Origin of the sequence: Pelosinus fermentans JBW45, assembly GCF_000271665.2 — a bacterium.
Classification (GTDB): Bacteria; Bacillota; Negativicutes; order DSM-13327; family DSM-13327; genus Pelosinus; species Pelosinus baikalensis.
Genome location: NZ_CP010978.1, coordinates 1,178,523 through 1,204,791, shown reverse-complemented (window position 1 = coordinate 1,204,791; position 26,269 = coordinate 1,178,523). Strand labels below are relative to the sequence as shown.

Below are 26,269 nucleotides of genomic sequence, written 5' to 3'. Positions count from 1 at the left end.
TATGCTTATAGAGAGTAAGAACATGATAAGCGATCAACAAGGAGAAACTATGTTTTTAATTGAAAGAAGAAAAAAAATTCTCGAATTTCTCAGTAGCCATGGAAAAGCTACAGTGAAAGAATTGTCATCATTTTCAGGGGTTACAGAGGTCACTCTGCGCAATGACCTGAAAACGATGGAAGAAGAAGGTCTTATTAAGAGATTTCACGGTGGTGCTATTATCTCCGAACAAGTTGATCCAGAAAACTTTTTTTCGGTACGAGAGCAAAAGAATCAGAATCAAAAATCCGCCATTGCCAAAAAAGCTGCTGAATTGGTTACTAATGGTCAATGCATTCTTTTAGATGGAAGCTCTACCATACGTGAATTTGCTAAACTATTAAAAACTATGCCAGTACGTTTAACAGTAATTACAAATGGCATCTATACAGCTCTCGAGTTGAGAGATAATCCCTTAATAACAGTGATTCTGCTTGGCGGAGTCATCCGGGTTGGCTCAACGGCTCTTGAGGGAACATTAGGAACCAACATCTTAAATCAGCTTAAAATTGATATCATGTTCACTTCAGCCAGCGGTTTTACGATAAAAGACGGGTTGATGGATTTCAATGTGTATGAGGTAGATCTGAAAAAACGAATGGTTGAGTCTTCAGCCAAATTGGTTACCCTCATGGATTCCAGTAAATTCGACACTTCTTCTCTGGCTTCTTTTGCTGCTACTGATCAAATGGATACTCTTATCACCGATGACAATGCACCAGCAGAAACAATTGCACAATTACGAAATATGAATATCAATGTTCTAATTGGCTAGGAAGGTCAATTATAAAGAAAATCACTGTTTGCTTGATGAAGAGCAAACAGTGATTTTCTTTATAATTCTACGACAATTTTTAACCCTTCGCCCTTTTTCACCATACCAAATCCCTCAACCAGCCGTTCCATTGGCAAGACATTCGTAATGATTTTCTTCCCATCTACAATTTTCTTAGCCAATAACTGATAGGCTGTCATATGCTGAGGTATGGTTGAAGCATAGGCTCCATAAACAGATATTTCTCTATAATGGACAAGATTCATATCTAAAGGATTTATAGCATGATCTTTAGGCAAACCTGCAAATAAGCTAAGTCTTCCGCCTTTTTTAAGAACTTGCAGTCCTTGTAACTGGGCAATAGGAACTGAGCAAGCAGTAATTGCCACATCGACCCCCTTACCATTGGTAAGAGACATTACTTTTTGCATAAGATCTACACTTTTTGAATTAATAAGATAATCAGCTCCACATTTTCCCGCAAGTTCCAGCCGATCCTGCGCTACATCTGCAAGAATAATTTTTGCTGCCCCCTTTGCTTTAGCCAAGGCTACATGCATAGCACCAATTGCTCCTGCCCCAATGACCAAAACTTCATCACCAATGCCAATCTGCAAATGCTCTTGACCATTAATAACACAAGATAAAGGTTCTGTAAGAGTAGCATCCACTAGATCTGCAGTATCATCCAGCTTTATCACATTGCCTCGATTTACAGCTTGAGCAGGTATTTTTATATATTCAGCAAAGCCACCATCCAGAGAATAGCCAAACAATAATACTTCTTCACAAAGATTGCTTTTGCCTTGCAAACAGTAATGACATTTCCCACAAGTCATTTGAGGAACTACTAACACCTTATCCCCAACCTGATAATCTTCCACTTCGCTCCCGATATTTTCTATGATCCCAGTCAGCTCGTGACCTGTAATCCTTGGAGGAGTTACATTTGCCTGACCAAAGTTATAAATCCTTACATCAGTACCACAAATTGCACAATATTTTACTCGGATAAGAATATCGCCTTTGTCGATATTAGGCACTTCTCGATTCTCAAATTTTACATTTTGCGGACCATAAAATACTGCTGCTTTCATCATACTAGACATCTCCCATCCTTGATTTTTTTCACCGTTTTCAACTCATTGCATTTACCCATTATAATGATCCTATATCTTCTTCAATTATACCACTTTTCATTTTCTTTTTATTTCTTTTTTTCCACCTTTTACTCGTTTTCACTATTTTTAATAAAGATTATCTTATTTTTCAATATAAAATATAATCAATACCTATTGACGATTGTTTCTTTTTTTCATATAATGAACTCAAAAGTAAATTAATAATAAGTAATAGAAAGAAAAAGAAAATTTCATAATCCATTAGAGTAAAATATTCCGCTAAATACCTTCCTCTTTTCAAAAAGAACTGAATACCTTTTCCAAAAGGAAAAAACAAAGTGATATACACTAATGATATAGATCACTTTCATAAATAAAGTCAAGAATTTTAATGAAAGGAGGCAGCTTTCTTAACAACAGTTTGAATAACAAGAAATAATTTATGAGGTGAAATACAAATGAAAATTGCAATTGGCTGTGATAACGCCGCTTTTGAATTAAAAAATATCCTAAAAAAATATATGGAAGAACTAGGACATGAAGTAAGAGATTTCGGAATTCCTTCTGCAGATGATTCAACCTTTTATCCTAATATTGCTGAAACAGTAGCTGAAAGCGTTAAAAAGGGCGAATCTGCTAGAGGCATGCTGCTATGTGGAACAGGTATCGGCATGTGCATTACTGCTAATAAAATCCCTGGTATTTTTGCTGCCTTATGTCATGATACTTTTTCTGCTGAAAGAGCCATTAAGAGCAACAATGCTCAAATCATTACAATGGGCGCCAGGGTCATCGGTTCCGAATTAGCTAAAGTGATCGCCAAAACCTGGCTTGCTTCTGAGTTCACACCTGGCTCTTCAACACCCAAAATTAATTTGGTAGCTGATATTGACAAGAAATATAGGGGCTAATATCTTTATAGTGTTATAAACTGTTACTAGCGAGGAGTATCAAGAGCTCCTCGTTACTATTTTATATTACATTTCAGGAGGTATAGCCAATGAAAATCTTACTGGATACTGCCGATATTAATTTTATAAAAAAAGCCAATGACACCTATGTCATCGACGGCGTTACAACTAACCCCAGTATTTTAGCGAAACAAAAGATACACTATGTAGATGTTTTACAAGAAATACGTTCTATTTTAAGTGATGAAAAAACATTGCATGCACAAGTAATCAATCAAGATGCCGAACGAATTATCGAAGAAGCGGAGTTCTTGCATAATACTTTTCAAGGAAATATCTATGTAAAAATCCCTGTTATTCCCGAAGGCTACAAAGCAATGAAATACCTTACAGAACGAAATATTAAAGTCACCGCTACAGCAGTATTCACTCCTCAGCAGGCATTAATGGCGGCTAAAGCAGGAGCCAGTTATGTTGCTCCTTATGTAAATCGCATTGATAACATTTCTGGCAATGGAGTAAACGTAGTAGCCGATATTGTTACCATCTTTCAAACGTATCATTTGCAGACCCAGGTTCTGGCAGCAAGCTTTAAAAATACGGAGCAGATTCAAAAAATTTGCTTAGCTGGAGCCCAGGCAGTAACGGTCAATGAAGATGTATTTAGCAAATTATTCTCTCACCCGCTGACAGATTGGAGCGTTAATACGTTCACGGAAGATTGGCAAAAAACCTATGGTCAAAAAATTATGAGTGATTTTTTATCTTAGGACTAAACCACTCTAAGACTCCCATCTTCTAGAAAGTGGGAATCTTAGAGCGATTTAGTCTTAAGGATAAGTGCAACTAAGATTCAGGTGGAGTTAAAATTTCATCAGAACCAAATCTTCTTTATAAAAACTTCTATTCTATTTCCATAGAGCTTTAAAGCTCTATGGATTTTGCTTTATACTAACAAATCACGGGCTGTTATACTACTCTGCCAAATGAACATCGCTAAAGATTAGACAATCTATGCGGTGTTCTTTTCATTCTATCTAGTTATTGAAGAATCGCTGCATTCAAGCCGAGTTCACATGCCATTTTTTTTACTTTTTCTAATAATGAGTAATTATTACAAATAACTTGCTGTATCGGATTTTCTATCCCTAATCTTGCATACTTGCCGCTTCCAAAATTATGGTATTCTAAAATATCCACTCTTTTCACGCTGGATCCCAAACTTTTAATAAATACTATGCGTTGATAGACATCATCCATATCATCATTAAATCCTGGTACAATGATCATTCTGATAATAATATCTTTATTCATTTTAGAAATGTGCTTTATATTGCTTAAAATTAATGTATTATCAACGGCTGTGCAAATTTTGTGAATTTCTCCTGCATATGCTTTAATATCATACAGCACCATATCCACATTTTCTATAATAGCCTTCATTTTTTCCCAACAAATATTTCCTGCTGTATCGAGTGCAATATGAATGCCTTGTGCATGGAGACGTTGGGCAACATCAATAATAAAATCACCCTGTAAGATTGAATCGCCGCCAGAAAACGTCACTCCACCATTAGAAACGCTATAAAACTCTTTATCACGCATTATTTTGTGTACCAATTCCTCTGATGAGATCTCAAAACCAATCTTTTCATATGCGTTCTGCGGACAGATCTCAGCACATTCTGCTAAATTACTGCACATTTGACGATCAATTCGGCATCCCTTTTCAGCAAATGTTATAGAATGATTCGATGCAATTTCAACACAAGCGCCACAATGTATGCATTTATGTTCAAAATGCATATATTTTATGTCTGGAGTGAGTAACTCTGGATTTGAACACCATTTGCATTTCAAATTGCATCCCATAAAAAATACTGTACTACGTATTCCTGGTCCATCCTTCGTTGAATAAAGCTGTATTGTTGAAATATATCCTTTGTTTTCATCACTCATCACATACACCACTCGTTTTCTGTACGGGCAATAATGGCATTTTGTGCTTCAGGCATTAAGGCAACAAACTGCGCGCAGTATCCAGCTACTCTTACAATTAAATCAGTATAGTTTTCCGGGTGCTCTTTCGCATCTAAAAGAGTTTTGGAATCAACGACATTAAATTGATTATGGTAAATTCCTTTTAAAATACACGCCTGAAGAAAATTTACAAATTTATTTAAGTTCTCATCTCCAGCTAAAGAGCCTGAAGAAAATCTCATATTTAACAATTGCCCTGCAGCAACTTTGGAATTGGGTAATTTCGCTACAGAATTAATTACAGCTGTCGGTCCACGCATATCTGTTCCCTGTGTAGGTGAACATCCTTCATTTAATGGGCTTTTTGCGGTTCGCCCATCTGGAGTTGATCCAACATCCAATCCATTGGGAACATACGATGTGATATTGCTCGTAGACATCGTATAACAGCTTATTTCAGGTCCTCTTCCCATACGCTCTGTTTTATAAGCTGGTAATAGTCTCAAATAGGAATCAAAAACATCTTTCACAATGTAGTCTACATAATCATCATCATTTCCGAATTTAGGCGCATTTTTAACTAATTTATGGATATATGAAGCTTCTCTACCTTGCCAATTATTATTTATAGCAGACAGCAATTGCTCCCAGGTAATCTTTTGCTCATCAAAAATTAATTTTTTAATAGCGGCAAGAGAATTTCCCACTACACAAGGTCCTATATTCGATTGAGAAATTACATCATACTTACATCCACCATTTTTGAGAGTTTTACCTAATTCCATACAATTATCAATAAAGCAGGATGCAAAAGGAGAGGCATCATGTTTTGCCAAAGAACGATCACAAATTGCATCACATTCCACAGCCAGATCCGAATAATATTTGAGCAATTTTTCCCAGCCATCCCAAACTTCATCATATGATTCATAATTAATCTCATTATCGTTTCTTCCATTAAGACTGATAAGCTGAATTCCTGAATTTGGATCTTTTCCGTTATTTAAAACAAGCTCCAGTACTTTACCCCAATTTACATATGTCATGCCTGTTGCTCGATGTCCATATTTTCCGGGAACTCCAGTTTCAACGCAACCTATTGCGCAATAGTCCAGTGCATCTTCTTTAGGAATCCCTAAGTCCATTAGACCTCGCACAGCTACCTCGTCATTAAACATAGAGGGCATTCCACAACCAGTACGAATTAATTTTGCTGCTAATTTTAATAAATCAGCAGGAGTATCTTGATTATACCGCATAGAAAAATTAGGCTCAGCCATTGATGTAAGATTCATCGCTTCTATACAAAGATAAGACAATTCATTGCTTCCATCTGCTCCATCTGGCTTTCTCCCACCGATCATAAGATTGGAATAAAGAGGATACCCTTGAGAAAATTTGGTATGACCATATGGCCTTACTTTATTATGACTACTATTCATCAGAAACATATGCGTGATGATTTCTAAAGCTTTTTCTTTGGTTAAAATACCATTTTGAATATCGCTATGATATAAATCAATCATATATTGATCAAATCTTCCATAGCAGAAAGAATGACCATTGCTTTCAAGCATTTGGAGAACATGTACCAGGTAGCAAACTTCACAGCCCTCATAGAAGTTCTGTACAGGGCGCTCCATTAAAGTTTCGCACATTTTTCCAATCTTCCATAGTTCCGCTTTACGTTTTTCGTCTTTTTCGCCTTCAGCCATCTGATAGGCAAGTTGAGAAAATCGTTTAATGTAAACTAACGCGCCTTCTAGAGTGATAATAACGGATTGATAAAAGATCTGCGCTTCATGATCAATGGTTTCATTCAGCTTTTGCTGTGCATCCCGTATAATAGCTCTAAACCCTTTTTCTAGAATTAATTCATGCTTTGGCACAATATGTCCATCACCGGACATTGATATACCGCCTCGATGAAGTACGCCCTGTTTTTCTGATAAAACAATAGTTTCAGGTGTATTTCTAAATACCTCATCCTGATGGGTATTATTCCGCCAGTAAGACGCAATACCTGACAAATCTTTTTTTACTTTTTCTGAAATTTGAAATACATCACCACTTCGTTGGTGGAATTCATCCAATTCATCAATAATCCAGTTGATTGAATATTCAGGGAAAATCGGTGCTGCAAAATTACAGTTTGCCTGATTGCCAAAGATTAAACTATCATTTTCAATGTAGATAGACATATGTTTTAAAATATGTGCAAAAGCTTTTGCCTTGCGTAAAACATAGTCTTCGCCTTCTGTTGATTGAAACGATTCTGTTATCAATAAGGCTCTTTCGCTACAAATACTCGCCTGGCGTTTTTCCATTTTTTTCTGCATTCTTGCTATTCTCTTTAAATCAATATCATTCATTTGTGGAACGAAGTCTAAAAAAGGTTTCATTTTGGGCATCTCCTTTCTTTTTTTCATAAAATATGCCATCAGATTAAGACCATTAACTTACTGCTTTGTAAGTTTTTGACCGATGAATCGAATCTTTCAATTTTATTATATGGTAGTTTTACTACTTTGTAAATATTTAAAAGTAGTTTTATTTCTTTTTATCAGCTTTACTATAAAAAAGAGGACTGCATGATGAACAAGTTACTTTGCATCACACAGCCCCCTTTATAGAATTGCTTTAATTCGATAAAATTCTGTTAATAATTTTTCTTTTCAACTAATAAATTTATTTTATCTAAGCGGTTAGTATACTTACTATAATCACTAAGAAGCAGCCCCATATATAGCATGTCAACTATCGCTAACTGAGAAATACGTGAAACCATTGTTTCACTATAAAATGTAGTTTCAAAATCACCTGTAAACAATTGAATATCAGCATATTTTGATATTTCAGATGCTTTATAATTAGATAAGGCTATTGTTCTAGCCCCATTTTCTTTTGCAATTTTCAACGTATCAATAACATCTTTGGTACTACCTGAGTGAGAAATGGCAATGGCTACATCATCTTTTGTTAGATGAGTTGCGCTGATTTGTTGTAAATGATTATCATTAAATGCTCGTGCATTTAAACCAATCCTCATCAGCTTATTCATTAAATCATTTGTGATGCTGCCAGAATTTCCAACGCCATAAATATCGATAATATTAGCCTCGGTCAAGGATTTAACAGCTTTTAGATATTCGCTAATATCAATAATTCTTAAAGTATCTTGCAGTGCTTTCATCGTTATGTGAATCATTTTTCCAGGAATATCTTCTAATTTGTCATCTTTGTTAACATGTAGATCAATTAAGAGAGAGACATTATTATCTTGGATAACTGTCTTCTTTCCCCAATCTTTCATAATACTAAGCTTCAAATCACTATAACCAGAAAACCCAACACGTTTAGTAAACCGTACTACTGTTGGTTCGCTTACTTGAGACTTTTGAGCTAAATCGGTAAGGGGGAGTCTTGTAACTTCATGACCATGCTCCAAAACATAGTCGGCTACTTTTTTTTCTGATTTACTTAAATGATTATAAACTGTTTTAATTTTATCTTCAAATGTTCTTTCACTATTCACACTATAGCCCCTTTCAGAATGACTATGAATCCCAATATTAAATAAAAGTATAACCAATAATTAGCATTATACATTAGTAGTAATACAAAATCAAATTCAACTATGTAGTATTAATACTATTTTTATATTGATTTTGTAGGAAAAGAACATTATAATGCTAATCAAGGAGGGCACCTATTACTAATAATAAATACGAAAATATAGGTGTTAAAAAAATGAAACATAAAAAAGCAATTGAAATGACAGCAGAGGAATTATCCCGTTATATTGATCAATCGGTATTGAAGCCAGAATTTACGGAATTAGAAATTAAAAAATACATTCAGGAAGGCATAAATTACCGATGTGCTACAGTTTGTATTAATCCAGCTTCATTGGATCTTGCGGCTGAACTAACCAAAGGTACGGATACGAAAATTTGTGTTGTTTGTGATTTTCCCTTTGGACTGAGTACGACAGCATCTAAAGCCATGCAGGCAGAAGACTACTGCAAACGTGGCGATATATACGAACTAGATATCGTCGCCAACTACGGTTGGATTCGCAGCGGAAAATGGGATGATGTAACAGCGGATATAAAAGCGGTTGTTGATGTCTGCCATAAGTACGGTACTGCAGTGAAAGTAATTTTCGAAACCGATGCATTGACTACGGATGAAGTGAAACAATCCTGCGAATGTGCCATTGCAGCAAAAGCTGATTTTGTCAAAACAAGTACTGGGTTCCTAGCGGGATTTGAAGCACACGGTGCGACACCAGAAATCATTCAGATAATGATGGATACTTGTCAAGGGAGGATTAAAATAAAAGGTAGTGGATGTATCCGTACGCGGGAACATTTTTTACAGCTAATTGATATGGGGATTGACAGAATGGGCGTTGGCTATAAGTCAACACCTGTTGTATTAGGAGTTAGCACAGAAACAGCAAGTCAAGAAACATATTAATACTCCCAATATAAGGGGCTGCCTCGCTACAATTAAAAATCGTAGTGAGGCAGCCCTAAGTTACTTACATGTGCCATGAGGAGGTTCCTATTCCATAGGATTCTCGGCCGATTCCTAAAATACAATATTATAAATGCCTTGTGGTTGCTTTACGATGTAAGTCGCATTATGATGTCTTAATTCTGCTTCATCGCGAAACCCCCACAACACGCCGATACTATCCATACCAGCATTTTGCGCTGTAATCATATCTGTTTTAGAATCACCGATATATAATACTTCTTTGGGATCAAGCTGCATTTGCTTGGCAATTTCTAAGGCAGCTTGCGGATCGGGTTTTTTAGCAAAGCCGGAACGCTCGCCATAAATAGCACTGAAAACAATATCAGGAAACAGATAGCGCAGTAGATTATTGGTATAATCATTACGCTTGTTGGAATTAACGGCTATTGGTATCCCCTTATTATTGAGCGCTTTCAGCAAAGAAACTATTCCGCCATATGGTTTTGTTTCCTTCTTGTAGTTTTCATGATAAGCTTTGATAAATTTCCCTAACCCTTCCTCAATGATTACCGGTTCTGTATCCTCCGGCATACTTTGTTCAATCAGGTTGCGAAAACCTTTACCAATTTTGGTTCGATACTCTTCTTTTGTATGTGTAGGATACCCATAGCTGGCAAGAACTTCATTCACACTATTGGCAATATCACTCAGAGTATCTAGTAAAGTGCCATCCAAATCAAAGATAATCCCTTTATATCTGCTCATTGATAATCACCTTTCTCCTGAATTCTGCCATGGTTTTCAATAGAGGTAATTTCCTGATACATTAAATATTATGGATTATTAACATGAAACATTCATAAAACAACAATAGCAAAACCGTAGCCGTCTTGAACCACAAAGACGCAAAGGACACAAAGGAGTCTATTTTCAACTTATCTTTGTGTTCTTTGCGTACTCTGTATTTCAACGTTCTCCTTAAGAAACGTATGAACACTTTAGCAAGTTTCTTCTAATGCTTCCTTCACTTGCTTTAATGAAGGGAATACAAGAGTAGGCTTTACCTCACTCTTTGGAATGTCCACTAATTGACTTTCACCAGACAGTACTAGAATCGTTGTCACATTATTCCCTTTTCCAAGAGCAATATCTGTATATAGTCGATCTCCAACAATCGCAATCTCCTCTTCTTTGCAGCCAGTATTCTCTAATATATACTGCAGAGTATGAGCTGTAGGCTTACCAAAATACTCAGGCTTAACACCAGTAGATGCCGTAATCAATGCGCATATTGCACCGCAGTCTGGAATATATCCGCCTTCTATCGGACAATTAAAATCAGGATTCACAGCTAAGAACCTCGCCCCATTTCGAATAAAGGTACATGCTTTCGTTAGATTATCATACGCCAGAGAAGTATCAAAGCCGACCACCACAATATCCGGATTCTCATCTACTAATAAGATCCCAGCTTCCTTAAAATCATTTTGCAGATATTCATTGCCCAGCACAAAGACGGTTTGATCTGCCGCATGTTTTTTCAGATAATTGATAATAACATGATTGGATATAAGCATCATATCTTCTTCTACGTGGTACCCCATATTACGAATACGGTCCACATATACCTTGGTATTCTTGGAAGAGTTGTTCGTAAAGAATTTAAATTTAATTTTATTCTTTTCCAACGTATGCAAAAAGTCTATAGCGCCGTCTAAAATTCGTTTCCCCAAATATACAGTGCCATCTAAATCCATAACGAAACATTTGATTTTTCTCAATATCTCTTGCTGCTGTGTCGTATTTATTACTGGCTCCATCAACATGACTCCTTCCTATTTAGATATATTTTTTAATATCGTTGGTGAACTCTGCTAATAGTCCCAAGTCCGATAATAAGTTAAGAATGGTATAACGCGGACGTACTTCTTTTGCTACCAAAACGCTATCCAGCACCGTTCTTTGGTCAACACCAACTTCCTCCGGCTTAATGGGTGCTCCAGCACTCTTCATTAAACTTTCAACTCGGTCTGCTCTTTCTGCCTCCTTGGCAATGTTAATAATCTGCGGAAAATTTTCCTTGATTACTTCAATTCTAGAGATTCTTGCTTCTATGGAATTTCTACCATCCTTTTCGCTCATAGACAAAATGCCAGGTGCAGCCTTTCCATAAAGTTCACTTATCGATTTTCTCCATGCTTTTTCATCAAAAGTACGGGCCTTGCGCACAGCTTCTTCAAAATCGACTTGCTTTTCTACTAACAATTCATACAATCTGGCTACGATAATACTAGTTAAGCCTACCTTTGTACCATGCAGCAAAGCTTCTTTACCTTCAAATAAGAACTTCATTTCCCAAAAGTGAGAAATATGATGTTCCGCCCCCGATGCCGGACGAGAATTTCCTACAAAACTCATCGCAATTCCTGTGCGAACTAAACCATCCATAACATTTTCAATTGCAATATCCTCTCGATTCTTAACACCATCAATATTATCAACACATTTTTTAATAGCATCGCTTGAAATTCTAGCAGTGACATCACAATAATACTCTTTATTTACGATGCGGCTTACTTGCCAATCGCTTAGTGCAGAATATTTTCCGATCATATCCCCAAGACCTGCTAAGATCATCCGCATGGGTGCTTTCTTTAAAATCTCAGTGTCACCAATAATAACTTTAGGATAGGAAGATTCCACACTCGTTTTTAGATTATCAATAATTAACGCGGAGCTGTCAGAAGCATATCCATCCATAGAAGGTGCAGTCGCTACCACGATAGACGGGATATTGGTTCTGCGGCTGATGAATTTTACAATATCATTCAAAGTTCCCGCTCCCACCGTAACAATAAGATCTGTATTTTTTTCGATTTGCAGCAGCAATTTTCCAACAGCCTCTTCATCTGGCACTAAATCTCGAGTCACTTTATACACATAAGACTTATAAGACAAATGATTTTCTGCCAGCAATGAAGCTACCTTCTTGCCAGCTACTTCGTAAGTATTTGTATCCGCAACAAGCAACACTGTTTTCGCACCTAATATTCTTACTACATCAGGCACTTGATTAAGAACGTCCTTTCCGATAATCACTTTATCAATATTGATACTATGTGGTTTTCCACATTGGCATTCCAATTTGGCGTTTAAAAAATCATTACTTTCTAATCTACCGATCGTATCCAATGTCAATTTCATTGCCATCACATCCTATGTCATATTTTTATAAAGAAGACTTATTTTGGGTCTTTCTAATTCCTATTTATTTCTCAAGGTTATAAACCGTATTTTACGAATATTGCTGCGGACTAGCACATCGTGTTAAAAAAATTGCTATTTGTTCTTTAAGGAGACAAATAGCAATTTTCTTATTTTTTTAATTGCCTTCGATTCGAATAATATCATTCAAAGAGATCTCTGGATGACCTTCGCCCCTTAATTCAATCTGCCCTGGCAATTCAACTGTATCGTTGCCAGTGAATTTAAATGTGCAATGCCCCAATTCTTCCAAGGTTTTAAGTGCCTCATCCCCGATAGCCGTAATCGTATACTGTGTTTTTCCCAAGGTCACTCTGTCACCAATTTGAATTGGTCTTTTAATTTCTCCTGTTGTATGCATAATCGAAATCTCTGCTAAACCATCTAAAGGGCATGTATCGAAAATAATGAGATCTCCAGTCGATTCCATTAATTCGGTAGCCATATCTCCTATGCTCGTCACTACAACTTCATATTTCATCATTCACTTCCCTCTCATTTCATAAATGTGTATCTTCGGAACAACCACAAGAGAAGCTATAATTCTCTACGTTTAGCTAAATAATCCTATACCCATGAAATAAGCAATCACTACTGATAACGGACCTGTCACCAATCTTGACATGAGGATAACAGGCACGCCAAGTTCAATGGTTTCTGGTTCTGCCTCACCCAAGCTCAAACCAACTGGCAAGAAGTCGCAGCCAACCTGGGGATTGATCGCAAATAAGGCTGGCAGAGCAAACTGCGGAGGAATATGACCTGCACCAATTTCAACACCAATCAAAACACCTACTACCTGAGCAATAACCGCACCTGGTCCTAACATTGGCGATAACACTGGCAGGGAACATATTACCGATATAATCAATAATCCAGGAAGACTTCCGGCATAAGGAGAAACTACATTTGCAACTATATTTCCTAGACCTGACTGCAAAATGATACCAATAATCATACTTACGAAAGCCATAAAGGGCAGTATGCTAGTCATAACCGTATTAATTGTATGACGCCCGGATTGAAAGAAAATACCCACTACTCCACCAACAGCTTTACCAAATCGAGCCAGGATATTTCCCTTTTCTGCCGGGGCTGCCTGCGCTCTTTGCTGCGTAGCTGCTGGCGCAATTGAAGGTTCAGGAGGAGTATATTCCCCTTCAAATAAAGTAAGGCAGGATTCCTTGACACCAGACACATAAATATCTTCAGTAATAAACTGAGCCAGAGGTCCGGACTTTCCTACAGGCAGTACATTCACAGTGAAAACTCTTTTCTTCGGATATACACCGCAGCGTGCAGTACCGCCGCAATCGACAACGACAACAGCAATTTGATCATCAGGAACCCCTGTTTTAAATCCGTTTACCAGTTCTGCGCCCAACATCTCTGCAATTTTAACTGCTACAGGATGAATATCACCACCGGTGATACATACTACTTTATTTCTTGTTTCGGTGGTTCTTATAATCAAAGGACCACCAAAACCACCTGGGCCTTTTTCGATTCGAACAGCATTACTCATAACAATCCCGCCTCCTATATCATTACTCTTCGTCCACTTATGCCCCTAAAGTCTGATTATTTTTGCGATTCATCATATAAATGGTCATTCTTTCCGTTAATATACCTCTAATTAAGATTACAATCACACCGGTAATAAAATAGCGAACTGCCAACTCACCTAAAGGAAGACCTAAAGCTGTGATACCGCTGGAAATACCTACCCATACAAATAATTCAGCAGCATTGGCATGTGGGAACAAACCAGTAATCGGATGTACAAAAGATATGGACGCATCCATGAAAGCCGGTTTATACTTTTCTGGCAAAAACCTGCCAAAACTGTAGCAAATTGGATTGGTTAGAAAAAATACAGCCATAATGGGAAATATCGTGTAACGTAAAATAATATTTTTCGTGGCAGCCTTGGCAATCTTATTGACTCGTTCTTCACCAATTAAACCAATCAATGAATTTACCGCTGTAATCAGAACAATCAGTGTCGGAAGAATCCCCGTAACTAAGCCTACAAAAACTTCTCCACCTTTTTGAAATAGTGCAATGAAACTTTGAGCTAAGTGTGCTAATACCAGCATGAATTTTTACCTCCCTTTACTTTTTCCTCGTACAATTTTCCCCATCTAAACAATTTATCTAACCGCCCCCTTCCTTTGTATAGCTTCATATAGGCAATCAATTACATAGCTTCAAGCTTTACTAATTGATTTTCAATCTGCTTTAGTGCATCCAGCGTTGCTGTATCTTTACTGCTTTCTCTCAGCATTCTTTCCTTTAATTCCCCGACATTAAATCCATTAAGATCTTTAAGGTTCTTGAATCTGGCTAAGATACTAAACCCTTGCATCATTCGTCCTTCTATAATATCTCCGAATTCATTGCTGACAAGAATAACAATCGTACCAGCAGACAACTTCCTTTTTTTTGACCCGATGCCAATAACTCCTTTCTTTCTTAGTTCATTAACATTACTTCGAAAATCTTTTACTTGAAAATACGTTAAAATCATTTGCAGGACATAAAACAAGAAGGCAACCAGTAGTAATTTCTCCATGCTTTTCCTCCTCTTACTCATTAAACGATCGTAGTCGCTTTATTTTGTTGGACAATTCTAATTTTTCAGATAATAATTCAAGGGAAAATGGAATTTCATCATTAAATTATTTCTTTATTACACTTGAATTCTTCTGTTAGCCCACTTGAAAAATGATGAAAATTCTTCCCGTTTTGTCCTTCTTATTGATTATTTTTATAATTATTAATAGCCACTGCATTACTATAGTTCGTAATTAAAACATCGATAATTTTACTATTCAAAGCACCAATAATCGCATTCACTTTTTTTTCGCCACAAGCAACGCCAATCACTGTATCAATTTTTTTCAAATCTGTTAAATTAATTCCTACTACTCGCTTGTTAAAATCAAATCGCTCCGCATTGCCATTTATATCATAAAATTGCAGGCAGATATCTCCTACTACGCCTAATTGGGCAAATTCTTTCGTATCATCTTCATTAAAATATCCCGAAGTCATCATAGTAGAACCCATATCCGTAGGCGAACCGATTCCTACAATGCCGATATTACACAATTTTGAATGATCAATAACTTCTTTAATACTCTGCTCTTTCAGCAGCTCTTTTTTTATATTTTCGTTACTGACCACAGCAGGTGCATGCAGCAATTTAAAATTTCCACCAAAAGCTTGTGCAAATCCCATAACAATATCATTGGGATGAATATCGATTTCAGATTGCCCTACCCCTCCGATCAAAGGAATGAAGGTTAATTTTCGTTTTTCGTTATTATTGATATGTTCTGCAATTGCCTTAAGAGTAGTTCCCATTGAAATTCCAAGGGTATCGCCATCTTTTACAATCCTCCGCAAATATTTGGCAGCCGCTTTTGCCAGCTGTCTTTTTTGCATTATTTCGTCAGCCTCATCTTCAATGATGAGCACTTCTCTAATCTGAAACCGCTTTTCAGTTCGTCTCTCAAGTTCCTCAAAATCACGTTCAAAAGGGTTAATAATCTCAATCTTTACAATACCTAAATCTCGTCCCTCTTTTAATAATCTTGAAATTGTTGGCCTTGAAACCCCTAAGATCTTACTAATTTCATTTTGCGTATAGTACTCTTCATAATATAATTTACAGCATTTTACAATTAAACGACTATCATCTACTATCTTTTGCATATTTGCTCCCCCCAACTATATTGTTAGTATACTGTTTATCCAGTTCACAAAAATAATATAGTATTAGCCACAAATTGACAATAAAAACTTCTTCAATTTTTGAGTAAGCTAATGATAATTGACACTAACGAATATTTTTTACAGGGAGAGCATTATCATATATTTCAAATAACTCAACAATCGGTGAATTTCTTACGCAAATAATTTATCTTGAAGCCTTCTCATTTGGAGAATGAAAGAATCCTCGCGCAGCTGCACCATGTCATAGGTAATAAGATCGCCTTTCTTAACATCTTGTTTTAAGATTGTATCTTTGTTGACTAGACCAACAGGCAAAGCGTTCTTTTCTTTGGCTATTTCATATCTTTCAATCGTTCCATAGACTGTATATCCACCAATACCATCTAAGTGATCGTCGGCCTTTAGATCCTTTTTAGCAACGGTTATCACTTCTGATACCAAACCTCCCATCGGTGCAATCGTGGCTTGATGATCCAATACAGCTTTGGCTGCTGATAAAGGAGTTTCTAAGCTGCACAAATGGTAGGGACGATACAATATATAGTTAGGTCCTTTCCCCATACTTACATATTCCATTTCGGCTCTTACTTCAGGCAGTTTACTTGTCACAATTACAAATACTCCAGGAGCAATGCCATTCACGAAATCTACAACGCCATACTGATTTAATACTCCATTTTCTTCTTTTAAGCTAAGTAATTGTGGCAGATCTTTTACCTCACCACTGATGCCATGCCCCCCTCTTACATCACAAATGTAACCCGTAGCATTAGACATACATGCTAGCTCAACCATTGTTTTCGTTCCTTCTTTAAACGATGCCAGCATGTGAGGGCTAACACCTCTTCTGGTAGCTTCTTCCAAAACAGTATCTGGGTTACAATCAAAATCCAGTACGTTATTTTTACCTTTTCCGATCACTCTAACTTCAAAACCTGAAGCTACTGCAAAGTCATATAATTCTTTCACTGCCCCTGGTTCATCTCCAGCAGCCCCTGTATAAATAACACCCGCCGCATCAGCAAATTTCTTTAGAATGGGTCCAATCACAACATCCGCTTCTGCATTCAGCATTACAATATGTTTCTTGCCAAGTATCGTATCTAAAGCAATTTTTGCTCCTACTTCTGTCACTCCTGTTGCATCAATAACAACTTGAATGACTTCCGATTTGGTAGCAACATCACTATGATCTGCAATAACCGACTTGCCATCTTTAATAAACGCATCTGCTTCGGCAGCGGTCTTAGCATATTTAATATTTCCTTCATCAACTCCTGCATGCAAAAATGCTTTTTTTGCATTCTCTATATTAATATCCACAACTACTGCCGGCGTCATGCCTTTCATCAGGGTCATCTGGCTGATCATACCTTTTCCCATCTGACCCGCTCCAATAATACCTGTCAATATATTCTTACCGTTCTTTTCTAATTCTTCTAATTTGTAATTTAATCCCAACATTTACTCGTCCTCCTGATTTTTTTATTCACAAGATCTCTCTTACTTTTGCATTTGTTCAGAACCTTTACCTATGTTTACGTTTAGTATACTTTCATTTTTTAGAATAGTCAATTATTTTTTATTTCTTTTTATTATTTATTTTTTAATTATCTTTTTTCGTTAAAACGACAACAACATCACCATTATAAAGCCAATAAAAAAAACCAATCAAATTCTTTAGAATCTAAAAAATTTGATTGGTCTACAATTAGTTGAAAAGCGAAGATATGAAGATTACTCCTGTACCAGGATACGTTTTGCTTCAGCTGGCGTGCGAGCTTCAATCAAACAATCAACAATTTCATCGTTTGTCAATTTGCCTCCCAGCTCTTGAACAAGTTCCCTGCCATCGGTAGCCGCAGCAAACAAACAGACAACATTTACCCGGTAATTCTCCCCCCAGGGTATGGCTTCAGGAAAGATAGCCAATGCTACTGATGTTTGATTTACATATCGTGGGTCTTCACCATGAGGAATGGCTACTCTCAGACTTAAAATCGGTACTCCTATTAGCTCCCTCTTAACCACATCCGTTGCAAATTCAGGTTTAACCAAATCTCTAGAAAGCAAACTTTGTGTGAGTAAGTCAATAACTTGCGGTTTGCTCCATTCCGGATTAGGATAAAAAATTAAATCCTCTTGGATAACTTCTGCTACCGTTGTTCTTCGACTTGGTGCACACTGCAAGATGGATGTTATTTTGCCCTTTACTATTTGATCAACTGTGATGAAAGGAACTCCAGGCAAACCGGGATCTAGCGTTCCAACTACAGCTTTAATCGAATGAGTTTTCATAATTTTCCGAACTTCTTTTGCAAATGTTTGCCGATCTGCTAATCCCATGCAGATTATTTCTATTTGGCCCTGCTGCCTACCAAGCTGCCGTTCTACTTCCTTCTGTAATTGCATAGCTCCTCCCTTTCCTGTAATGCAGATCGTTAAAATAGCTGACTTACTCTTATTGAAGGATAAATCATTTTGCAACAATTCTGTACTTAAGTTTTCGGCACTCAAATAAGGCTGCCTTAAGGTTTCAGTCAATTCATCCAGTTCTGTATCGGGGAGTAATGCCCGCCTAACGGCTTCAATAACCATCATAGTATATACCGGTCCTACCGATCGAATGGGGATACCGGTTATGGCAGTGATTTGGCTGCCAAAATTGGCTAGTGATCCCATATCAACAAGTAAGAGTACACCCTTGCCTTCATTAATTTGCGTAACAATCTCAATAGTGCGCTCTAACGCTGTCTCTGAACTTTCGTCCAACGACATTTCAACCGCTTTAGCATGGTTAACTCCTAGCAATCTGTTAGCAACTTCCGCCATTCCTACTGCCACATGGCCGTGAGATAATACTAGAATTCCTACCCGCCCATCTACATCTTGCCGGCAATACATTGTCAAATATAATGTGATGAAACCAATTTCCTCTTCTGGCAGTCTCACTCCAGTTTGTCCTAGAAAACATTCTGCCATTTCCCGGGCTATGGCAAATTCACGGGCATATTCATATTTTGTTTTTTCCAAATGGGGATTGATAATTCGTTTATTTTGCTTGATTCGTTTCAGTGTTTCTGTTAAATGAATGGATAATCCTACAACGATCTGTTCACTTGGCCGAATTAAAATATCGGCAGCTTTCTCGATCATAGCTTCGACGATATCTACAATCGCCTTATCAACCACTTTATATAAATCAGCCTTTACAATGGGCTCCGGCGAATCATTGGCCCTTTTAATCCACTTCCATAGTTTCGCTTCCAACTCCGATCCAATGATCCGGTTGATTTCTTCTTGAGAAACACCTTGCATAGAAAGTTTTCCATATTGCTCCTCAATATAAGAGTAGATTTCCCGTGGCACTGAGTACAACTCATCCACATATACCATATTTTCTTTTCCCGGCAAAATTTCACAACTGGTAATTCGAAGTTTCTCAATTTTATCGCGCTGATGCTGAAGTTTAAGCAGTCCGCGTCGTGCATGTGCAGGCAGATTGGAAACAGTAATATAGAGTGTTTTGCTGCCGCTGGTAATGAGATTCAGAAATCCTCTGGCACAAGCTACCTGTATATCTGCAGATAACTGTCCAATGTTACTGGAACAATCATAGAGTAAAAGTGACTTTAGCGCATCAGCATCAATATTTAAGGCATTCCCGGTACGCTGTGCTTCATGTTTTAAAAAATAGTGAATTAATGCTAGTCTTTCCTGTAAGGGTCTCTCCTGAAGGCTGGGCAGCTCTATAACCATAGGAACCCGACGACGAAATGTAGCCAGCAAGGCAGCTGACTGCACCTCTGTCGTAGCCATAATTAACATAACAGCTACTTGGCGCAGACTTTCGGTTTCCCCCATCCGTCGAAACTTTCCTTTATCAATAAGATAAAATAAAATTTCCTGCCCTTCTGGCGGCAGCCGGTGTACTTCGTCTAAGAATAGAATCCCACCATCAGCTTTTTCAATGAGCCCTTCCTTAGAGCGCTCAGCCCCAGTAAAGGCGCCTTTCGTATGACCACACAACTGCGAGAGCAATAATTGCGGATTATCGGCATAATCCGCACAATTAAAAACTACAAAGGGAGCCTTTATACTCAGTCTTCCTGAGTCCACAGCAAAACGATACATCGCTTCTGCTAGATCGCTTTTCCCAACCCCAGTTGCACCTAGCAGCAAAGTATGAAGTCCTTTAGGAGGATACAAAATAGCTGCTTTTGCCTGCTCGATAATGGGAAATAGACTTCCCTTCTGCCCAATCAAGTTATCAAATGCAGTACTGACAAATTCTTTACCTCCATTGTCAGCAACTGTACCCATATTGGGAGAAGAGACAACACTTTTTATTTCTTCCATACTATACAATGCATTGCTTAACAACTGTTCTATTGTAAAACGAGATACAGAAAAACCCATTTGCTGTAATTTTCCCGTTACCCCTCGTTTGGATATACCCGGATTGCTTTCTAGGATTTGCCGAATTGTTTCACATAAAATGGGTTTTCTCCGTTCTCTAGAGTCAGGGATCTTCAACTTTTGCCGCAACAGGGTAGCTTCACCGCGGGAAATAGACAATTTCTTTGCCAATACTTCATCCGTATAAGGATTTTTTCTATCCTCAGTATCAATTAATACATGTAATCGTTCTTCCTTCATCCCCATCATAATCTCCCCTTTGCAGCATTAATTGAAAGCGGAAGATCCTCCCTTTCTATACGCTACCATATAAATGTAGCATGTAGAAGTCAGATATGCCTAGTGATTTTGCCCATATTCATATAAAAATACATTTCTTGCTTTTTCAATTTCAGATGGATGCAACGGTATGGGATCTCCTTTGCATTTGGCTAAATGATAGACTTTTGCTCCATCTTCCAGCATTACTGCGGCCACTAATGCATGTCTAACCGATATCCCCACAGCTATCACTCCATGATTCGCTAATAAACAGGCATTTTTATCGCCGATAGCTTCTATCACAGAAAATCCAATTCCCCCCTCGCCAACAGGGCTATACTTTGAAATAGGAACACTACCGCCGACTTCGTTTGCCAGGGTAGTACTACAGCAGGGAATTTCTTGATGCAGCATGGCAAAACTACAGGCATAAGGCGAATGGGTATGTATAATACCATACAGATTGGGTTTATTCTTGTATATATATAAATGGTCTTGTAAATCCACAGAAGCCTTCCATTTTCCCTCCACCATATTTCCTTTGCTATCTACGATTACAATATCCTCTGGATTTAGTTTCTCATAATCCATGCCACTTGGGGTAATCGCGATATATCCGCTTTCTTTATCTCTACCACTTACATTACCTCCTGTAAGTGTTACTAAACCATAGCGAACTAATTGTAAAGCTGCCTCCAAAACCTCTTTTCTAAGATCCTCCAGCATTATACTTTCTCCTCCTTATACTTACTTCAATACACTGCTTGCAGGTATATGAAAAGAATACCGGCAAGCAGAATAGCAATATTAAGCTTGTATATCCTCCTGTGCATCCCTACGCTTCGTAATTTTGCTATTAATAACGGCCATAGCTCCAACGACCGCTACCAAAACAGCCACACCAACAACCTTTAAACCAGTCAGCTTCAAAATAATCCAGGTGAGGGGATTGGCTCCATCACAAATAGAAGCAATCTGCGTAGCACCACTCGGCATTTTGAAATTAGCATTTATGGCAAGCTGAGTATGTAATGGCGCCATATCCGTAGCAATTAGTAATCCGATCGTCACCATGACCAGCCCTACAATAAAGGTTCTAAACACATTGCCTTTGGTTACCGGAACCACCATAGCCAGCATGAAGGGAAGTACTGCTAAATCAGCAAAGGGAAGTACTCGATTTCCGGGAAGCACAGCGGCCAAGATGATGGTAATCGGCACAAGCACTAAAGCAGCTGCCATACAAGCAGGATGTCCGATAGCCACAGCCGAGTCCAAGCCAATATAGATTTTCCCAGCATTCTTAAACCGCTTCTGAATAAATTCTTGTGCTGAATCAGATATCGGTAAAAGCCCCTCCATAAGCATAGAAGCCATTTTGGGAATCAGCACCAAACATCCTCCCATTGTAATACCTACCGTTAGAATGGTCTTCACATCATATCCTGCAAGAGCACCAATAATCAAACCTAATATACTGCCAATAATGAGAGGTTCACCGAATATGCCAAACTTTTCTTGTAATGTTTCCGGATCGGCTTTAACGTCTCGGATGCCAGGAATCATATCAATGATTTTGTTAATTACAATGGCAATTGGAACATAGGCTGCCGAAAAACCATGTGGCAGGGAAACACCAGGCAGCTTGTTGTATTCTTCTACTCCAGGAGCTGTCCAATCTGCTAGATAAAATACAATGATCATATTAACAATAGCAGCAAAACCACCCCACAATATACTATCTGTAGCCGCTGTAACTAAGGCACCCGTAAAAGCAAAGTGCCAATAATCCCAAATATCTACATCAACCGTTCTTGTCTGCTTCGTAATCAAAAGTATAATATTGACTACCAATCCAATGGGTATGATGATTGCTCCTACAGTGGATGCAAAAGCAATAGCAGCAGCAGCAGGCCATCCCACATCAATCACGGTTAATTGCAGCCCGAGCTTTTCTACCATAGCGTGTGAAGCAGGACCTAGCGTACTGGTTAATAAACCGATAACTAAGTTTAAACCAATAAATCCTACACCAACCATTAAACCTGATCGGATCGCCTTGCTTAATTTAGCACCTAAGCATAACCCTAATATGGTAATAATAATTGGCATCATAACACTGGCACCTAGGCTGACAATATAACTTATAATTTCCACGTATGATTCCCCCTCAATTAAATTTTGAGATGATCAATAATTTCCTCTACTACTTTATCCACCCCAATTCCAGTTAAAAAAGCTGTTCCTGTTACTACCGGAATATTAATTTTTGCCGATACCTGAGTTGTCGCCACTACTAAGTCATTGTCTGATGCCATAGATGCTATTTCCGCAATTTTACATTGATTAATCTTTACTAGTTTCAATTTACCTCTTTTTTCTAGAGCATCCTTTAATTTATTAACTGCCATCGTAGAGGTACATACCCCGGTTCCACAAGCAACCAAAATTCTTTTTTCTCCAGCCATATCCTTTTCCTCCTCAAATTTGTAGTCTTTCGGAAAACAACTATCTATAGCCACAGACAGGCAAAGGATGAGCATAACTATAAGCGTAGGTTAAGTACAACGGCGAAGCGTTAGCTATGCTCATCCTTTGCCGTCCTAAATGAGATTTTCCGAGAGACTAGTTGTACTATGCTCTTACCTTATTTCCAGTCACAATCTCTGTTTGATATAGATCCCATCCCTCCTCTCTTTTTTTCTTAGCAAGCAAGGGCAGAAAGCAATAACTGATACGTAGCACTTGTACTTGTTTTAGATGCCAAGTTATGTAGAAGGTCCTTATCCTGGAACAAACCTGCTAATTTTTGCAGGAATGCAGGCTGCTCATGAGCATTCTTTAATGCCAGCATAAATATAATTGAAACCTCAATCTCCACTTTAGGATTCTCCATATTGGCAAAGCGAACCGGCTTTTCTAGCACGCCTACTGCCATAGCACATTGGACGACATGTTCTACATCCGTATGGGGAATAGCCACATTAATTTCGCCCGTGCATAATCCCGTGGGAAAAGCTCTCTCCCTTTTTTTAACTGCCTCTAAATAGGTACCCTTTACAAAACCGTATTGTTCCAAACCAAGTGCCAGCTTCTCAAATGCATCCTCTCGGCTGCTTGCCACAAGGGGCACTATCATTAGCTCTTCCTTTAGCAGCATCGTAAAATCCACTATCATCACCCCCCCTTTGACTCAATCTTGTTTTCTTCTACATGCTTCATTACAATAGAACCGCATTGCGAGTAAGCAATTCTGATACTATATATTGCAAATAACGTGCCAAACAAAATATACCAGTGAAATCACATACACACGCGATAAATAGTCTGAATTTCTCTATTGTTCGATCTTGCATACTTACATTTTCAGATTATTACTTACAATTTATACCGATAGATCATGTTAAATAACATTATCTGCCGACCTTCTCGCTAATTGGCTTTTTCAGTTACATTATAAGCAAGCATAATCGTTTTGAAACTTATAGCTCTATTGTGTGATATACAAAAATGCCGGATTAACAACTTCACAGTGTTTTTCCGGCAATAGGGTTTGATAGCACCATTACAATATGAGTTTTGAAACTTTTTCTCTAGTAAATGATCCACCCAATCGTACTAAGAGGAAAGACTTATTTTCGGGGAAAATCCTTCTGCGGCATGGTAAGAAGAGCGTACCAATGGACCACAGGCAGTATGAAAAAAGCCAAGCTGTTTGGCTAATTGCTGGTATGATTGAAACTGTTCCGGCACTATATATTCTGCAACTGGAATATGCTCTGGGGAAGGAGCCAGATATTGTCCTACTGTCAAGCTATCACAACCTACACTGCGTAAGTCAGCCAGCGTAGCTGCTACCTGAGCCGGTGATTCTCCCAGACCAACCATAATCCCTGACTTGGTTACGATTTGAGGAGCATTTTTCTTCACGTATTGCAACACATCTAAAGACCGTTGATAATCGGCTTGTGGGCGCACACGCGAGTATAAGGCGGGGATGGTCTCCACATTGTGATTGATTACTTCCGGTTGAGCAGCAATAATGATGTCTAAGGCACTTTCTTCACCTTGGAAATCCGGAATTAAAACTTCAATTACGAGTTCTGGAGAAAGCTCACGGATTCTTTTTATGGTTTGTGAGAAATGGGCAGCCCCCCCATCGGCAAGATCATCACGTGTAACGGAGGTAATAACAACATAGTTAAGCCCTAACTTCTTCACCATTTGAGCGACACGCTGCGGTTCATCTTGATCTACAGGCTGCACAACACCTTTAGGAACAGCACAAAATCGGCAGCGCCTTGTACATTGGCTACCTAATATCATAAATGTAGCTGTCCTCGACGCATAACACTCACCAATATTAGGGCAATGAGCCCCAGAACAAACCGTGGTCAAAGAGAATTCATCCAACATCCCATGCATCTCTTTGACACTGCTATTTCCTGACACATGCCCCTTCAGCCAAGATGGTTTTACTGTTTCTCCTAACCAGCGTCCTTCTGCCATCTCCCAATGTTCGATGCCAAATACAGCCATAAAGTGGGTGGTTACTGTTTCTCGTACCGTCTGCATTTGGGGTGCTTTACCCAGTATTTTCGCCATGCTGGTTACGCCTCGCCCTGTAATCCCGCAAGGTGTAATCAATTGAAAATAGGATAAGTCAGCGTCAATATTGAGAGCAAAACCATGATAGCTCAGCCAGCTTTTCATACCAATACCAATGGCGCAGATCTTTTCCTTGCCTACCCACACACCTGTATATTCCTTATCTCTAACCGCTTCAATTCCATGATCTCTCAAGGTGCGAATTACGACTTCTTCCAGTTTCTCCACATAAGCATGAACATCCTGGCCATAATGACGCAGGTCCAGCAGGGGATAGCCTACTAACTGACCCGGACCATGAAAAGTAACATCCCCGCCCCGATCCACCTGGCAAACTTCGCAGCCCTTGGCTGCAAGCACAGCATCATCTGCAAGAATATTGGCCCTTTCTCCTTTGCGTCCTAGAGTGATTACGGGGGGATGCTCCAGCAATACCAATGCATCTTCATTGATCTGTCCCTGGCGCCGCCCTTTGACAAAGGAGTGCTGAAATTCCCAGCCATGCTGATAGGGAGTAAGTCCCCAATTTAATACAATCACAACTCCACCTCCTAAGCCACAGCAATTTTAAACAATAATAAGAAAAACGCTGACGCGCCCTTTTTTAACCGCAGAGGCGCAGAGAACACAGAGAAAATATAGATAGGGTTAGAAAGCCCCTCTCA

The 26,269-nt window shown here is 38.4% G+C and carries 23 protein-coding genes; 4 read left to right on the top strand and 19 right to left on the bottom strand.

Annotation, left to right across the window (positions count from 1 at the left end):
- The first annotated feature begins 49 nt into the window (after window positions 1–49).
- Window positions 50–814: a DeoR/GlpR family DNA-binding transcription regulator gene (locus JBW_RS04895; protein ID WP_007960797.1), complete on the top strand. Its 765-nt coding sequence runs from the start codon at window positions 50–52 to the stop codon at window positions 812–814.
- Between the two features lie 59 nt (window positions 815–873).
- Here JBW_RS04895 and JBW_RS04890 read toward each other — a convergent pair whose 3' ends face one another.
- Window positions 874–1,914 carry a zinc-dependent dehydrogenase gene (locus tag JBW_RS04890; protein WP_007960800.1) on the bottom strand — a complete coding sequence of 347 codons (1,041 nt, stop codon included), beginning with the start codon at window positions 1,912–1,914 and terminating at the stop codon, window positions 874–876.
- Between the two features lie 479 nt (window positions 1,915–2,393).
- Here JBW_RS04890 and JBW_RS04885 point away from each other — a divergent pair, with 479 nt between their 5' ends.
- Window positions 2,394–2,846: an RpiB/LacA/LacB family sugar-phosphate isomerase gene (locus JBW_RS04885; protein WP_007960803.1), complete on the top strand. Its 453-nt coding sequence runs from the start codon at window positions 2,394–2,396 to the stop codon at window positions 2,844–2,846.
- 89 nt (window positions 2,847–2,935) lie between these two features.
- Window positions 2,936–3,616 carry a transaldolase family protein gene (locus JBW_RS04880; protein WP_007960805.1) on the top strand — a complete coding sequence of 227 codons (681 nt, stop codon included), beginning with the start codon at window positions 2,936–2,938 and terminating at the stop codon, window positions 3,614–3,616.
- Between the two features lie 271 nt (window positions 3,617–3,887).
- Here JBW_RS04880 and JBW_RS04875 read toward each other — a convergent pair whose 3' ends face one another.
- From JBW_RS04875 to JBW_RS04865, 3 genes are all read right to left on the bottom strand, one after another.
- Complete coding sequence (locus tag JBW_RS04875; protein WP_007960807.1) at window positions 3,888–4,805, bottom strand: glycyl-radical enzyme activating protein; 918 nt, start codon at window positions 4,803–4,805, stop codon at window positions 3,888–3,890.
- A complete protein-coding gene (locus JBW_RS04870) occupies window positions 4,805–7,255 on the bottom strand; it encodes a glycyl radical protein (RefSeq protein ID WP_235334142.1) in 2,451 nt (816 codons plus the stop codon). The genes JBW_RS04875 and JBW_RS04870 overlap by 1 nt, the downstream gene beginning before the upstream one ends.
- A 230-nt stretch (window positions 7,256–7,485) precedes the next feature.
- Window positions 7,486–8,361, bottom strand: coding sequence for a MurR/RpiR family transcriptional regulator (locus tag JBW_RS04865; protein ID WP_007960811.1), 876 nt, complete (start codon window positions 8,359–8,361; stop codon window positions 7,486–7,488).
- 215 nt (window positions 8,362–8,576) lie between these two features.
- Between JBW_RS04865 and deoC the strand changes: the two genes are divergently transcribed.
- Window positions 8,577–9,308: a deoxyribose-phosphate aldolase gene (gene deoC, locus JBW_RS04860; RefSeq protein ID WP_007960813.1), complete on the top strand. Its 732-nt coding sequence runs from the start codon at window positions 8,577–8,579 to the stop codon at window positions 9,306–9,308.
- Window positions 9,309–9,422: 114 nt separating this feature from the next.
- Here deoC and JBW_RS04855 read toward each other — a convergent pair whose 3' ends face one another.
- The 15 genes from JBW_RS04855 to lipA all read right to left on the bottom strand — a co-directional run bounded on the left by JBW_RS04855 (window position 9,423) and on the right by lipA (window position 26,144).
- The gene (locus tag JBW_RS04855; protein ID WP_007960814.1) at window positions 9,423–10,076 is read right to left on the bottom strand and encodes an HAD family hydrolase; all 654 of its coding nucleotides are present in this window, start codon (window positions 10,074–10,076) and stop codon (window positions 9,423–9,425) included.
- A gap of 233 nt (window positions 10,077–10,309) precedes the next feature.
- Window positions 10,310–11,131: an HAD-IIA family hydrolase gene (locus tag JBW_RS04850; RefSeq protein WP_007960815.1), complete on the bottom strand. Its 822-nt coding sequence runs from the start codon at window positions 11,129–11,131 to the stop codon at window positions 10,310–10,312.
- A gap of 19 nt (window positions 11,132–11,150) precedes the next feature.
- On the bottom strand, window positions 11,151–12,515 hold the full coding sequence (locus tag JBW_RS04845) for a sn-glycerol-1-phosphate dehydrogenase (protein WP_007960816.1): 1,365 nt from the start codon (window positions 12,513–12,515) through the stop codon (window positions 11,151–11,153).
- A gap of 178 nt (window positions 12,516–12,693) precedes the next feature.
- On the bottom strand, window positions 12,694–13,059 hold the full coding sequence (locus tag JBW_RS04840; protein ID WP_007960817.1) for a PTS glucitol/sorbitol transporter subunit IIA: 366 nt from the start codon (window positions 13,057–13,059) through the stop codon (window positions 12,694–12,696).
- A gap of 69 nt (window positions 13,060–13,128) precedes the next feature.
- Window positions 13,129–14,100 carry a PTS glucitol/sorbitol transporter subunit IIB gene (locus JBW_RS04835; RefSeq protein ID WP_007960818.1) on the bottom strand — a complete coding sequence of 324 codons (972 nt, stop codon included), beginning with the start codon at window positions 14,098–14,100 and terminating at the stop codon, window positions 13,129–13,131.
- A gap of 37 nt (window positions 14,101–14,137) precedes the next feature.
- The gene (locus JBW_RS04830; protein ID WP_007960819.1) at window positions 14,138–14,674 is read right to left on the bottom strand and encodes a PTS glucitol/sorbitol transporter subunit IIC; all 537 of its coding nucleotides are present in this window, start codon (window positions 14,672–14,674) and stop codon (window positions 14,138–14,140) included.
- 101 nt (window positions 14,675–14,775) lie between these two features.
- Window positions 14,776–15,150 carry a transcriptional regulator GutM gene (locus JBW_RS04825; RefSeq protein ID WP_007960820.1) on the bottom strand — a complete coding sequence of 125 codons (375 nt, stop codon included), beginning with the start codon at window positions 15,148–15,150 and terminating at the stop codon, window positions 14,776–14,778.
- A 182-nt stretch (window positions 15,151–15,332) separates the two neighbouring features.
- Entirely contained in the window at window positions 15,333–16,295 is a 963-nt protein-coding gene (locus JBW_RS04820; RefSeq protein ID WP_007960822.1) for a sugar-binding transcriptional regulator, read from the bottom strand.
- 192 nt (window positions 16,296–16,487) lie between these two features.
- Window positions 16,488–17,780: an NAD(P)H-dependent oxidoreductase gene (locus JBW_RS04815; RefSeq protein WP_007960824.1), complete on the bottom strand. Its 1,293-nt coding sequence runs from the start codon at window positions 17,778–17,780 to the stop codon at window positions 16,488–16,490.
- A 273-nt stretch (window positions 17,781–18,053) separates the two neighbouring features.
- Window positions 18,054–20,984, bottom strand: a complete 2,931-nt coding sequence (locus tag JBW_RS04810) for a sigma 54-interacting transcriptional regulator (protein ID WP_235334141.1) — start codon at window positions 20,982–20,984, stop codon at window positions 18,054–18,056.
- 90 nt (window positions 20,985–21,074) lie between these two features.
- On the bottom strand, window positions 21,075–21,722 hold the full coding sequence (locus tag JBW_RS04805; protein ID WP_007960827.1) for a class II aldolase/adducin family protein: 648 nt from the start codon (window positions 21,720–21,722) through the stop codon (window positions 21,075–21,077).
- A gap of 81 nt (window positions 21,723–21,803) precedes the next feature.
- Window positions 21,804–23,153 (bottom strand): PTS galactitol transporter subunit IIC, encoded by a 1,350-nt coding sequence (locus JBW_RS04800; protein ID WP_007960829.1) that lies wholly within the window; start codon window positions 23,151–23,153, stop codon window positions 21,804–21,806.
- 17 nt (window positions 23,154–23,170) lie between these two features.
- Window positions 23,171–23,464, bottom strand: coding sequence for a PTS sugar transporter subunit IIB (locus tag JBW_RS04795; protein WP_007960835.1), 294 nt, complete (start codon window positions 23,462–23,464; stop codon window positions 23,171–23,173).
- Between the two features lie 236 nt (window positions 23,465–23,700).
- Complete coding sequence (locus JBW_RS04790; protein ID WP_036682026.1) at window positions 23,701–24,174, bottom strand: PTS sugar transporter subunit IIA; 474 nt, start codon at window positions 24,172–24,174, stop codon at window positions 23,701–23,703.
- Between the two features lie 440 nt (window positions 24,175–24,614).
- Window positions 24,615–26,144 carry a lipoyl synthase gene (gene lipA / locus JBW_RS04785; RefSeq protein ID WP_007960837.1) on the bottom strand — a complete coding sequence of 510 codons (1,530 nt, stop codon included), beginning with the start codon at window positions 26,142–26,144 and terminating at the stop codon, window positions 24,615–24,617.
- Window positions 26,145–26,269 lie beyond the last annotated feature (125 nt).

Excerpts from the sequence above, each read along its gene's own strand:
- JBW_RS04855 (WP_007960814.1), bottom strand. The coding sequence starts at position 10,076 with ATGAGCAGATATAAAGGGATTATCTTTGATTTGGATGGCACTTTACTA.
- JBW_RS04850 (WP_007960815.1), bottom strand. The coding sequence starts at position 11,131 with ATGGAGCCAGTAATAAATACGACACAGCAGCAAGAGATATTGAGAAAA.
- deoC (WP_007960813.1), top strand. The coding sequence starts at position 8,577 with ATGAAACATAAAAAAGCAATTGAAATGACAGCAGAGGAATTATCCCGT.
- JBW_RS04845 (WP_007960816.1), bottom strand. The coding sequence starts at position 12,515 with ATGAAATTGACATTGGATACGATCGGTAGATTAGAAAGTAATGATTTT.
- JBW_RS04890 (WP_007960800.1), bottom strand. The coding sequence starts at position 1,914 with ATGATGAAAGCAGCAGTATTTTATGGTCCGCAAAATGTAAAATTTGAG.
- JBW_RS04790 (WP_036682026.1), bottom strand. The coding sequence starts at position 24,174 with ATGATAGTGGATTTTACGATGCTGCTAAAGGAAGAGCTAATGATAGTG.
- JBW_RS04820 (WP_007960822.1), bottom strand. The coding sequence starts at position 16,295 with ATGCAAAAGATAGTAGATGATAGTCGTTTAATTGTAAAATGCTGTAAA.
- JBW_RS04875 (WP_007960807.1), bottom strand. The coding sequence starts at position 4,805 with ATGAGTGATGAAAACAAAGGATATATTTCAACAATACAGCTTTATTCA.
- JBW_RS04835 (WP_007960818.1), bottom strand. The coding sequence starts at position 14,100 with ATGAGTAATGCTGTTCGAATCGAAAAAGGCCCAGGTGGTTTTGGTGGT.
- JBW_RS04795 (WP_007960835.1), bottom strand. The coding sequence starts at position 23,464 with ATGGCTGGAGAAAAAAGAATTTTGGTTGCTTGTGGAACCGGGGTATGT.
- JBW_RS04830 (WP_007960819.1), bottom strand. The coding sequence starts at position 14,674 with ATGCTGGTATTAGCACACTTAGCTCAAAGTTTCATTGCACTATTTCAA.
- JBW_RS04805 (WP_007960827.1), bottom strand. The coding sequence starts at position 21,722 with ATGCTGGAGGATCTTAGAAAAGAGGTTTTGGAGGCAGCTTTACAATTA.
- JBW_RS04810 (WP_235334141.1), bottom strand. The coding sequence starts at position 20,984 with ATGATGGGGATGAAGGAAGAACGATTACATGTATTAATTGATACTGAG.
- JBW_RS04885 (WP_007960803.1), top strand. The coding sequence starts at position 2,394 with ATGAAAATTGCAATTGGCTGTGATAACGCCGCTTTTGAATTAAAAAAT.
- JBW_RS04895 (WP_007960797.1), top strand. The coding sequence starts at position 50 with ATGTTTTTAATTGAAAGAAGAAAAAAAATTCTCGAATTTCTCAGTAGC.
- JBW_RS04825 (WP_007960820.1), bottom strand. The coding sequence starts at position 15,150 with ATGGAGAAATTACTACTGGTTGCCTTCTTGTTTTATGTCCTGCAAATG.
- JBW_RS04880 (WP_007960805.1), top strand. The coding sequence starts at position 2,936 with ATGAAAATCTTACTGGATACTGCCGATATTAATTTTATAAAAAAAGCC.
- JBW_RS04840 (WP_007960817.1), bottom strand. The coding sequence starts at position 13,059 with ATGATGAAATATGAAGTTGTAGTGACGAGCATAGGAGATATGGCTACC.
- JBW_RS04870 (WP_235334142.1), bottom strand. The coding sequence starts at position 7,255 with ATGAAAAAAAGAAAGGAGATGCCCAAAATGAAACCTTTTTTAGACTTC.
- JBW_RS04815 (WP_007960824.1), bottom strand. The coding sequence starts at position 17,780 with ATGTTGGGATTAAATTACAAATTAGAAGAATTAGAAAAGAACGGTAAG.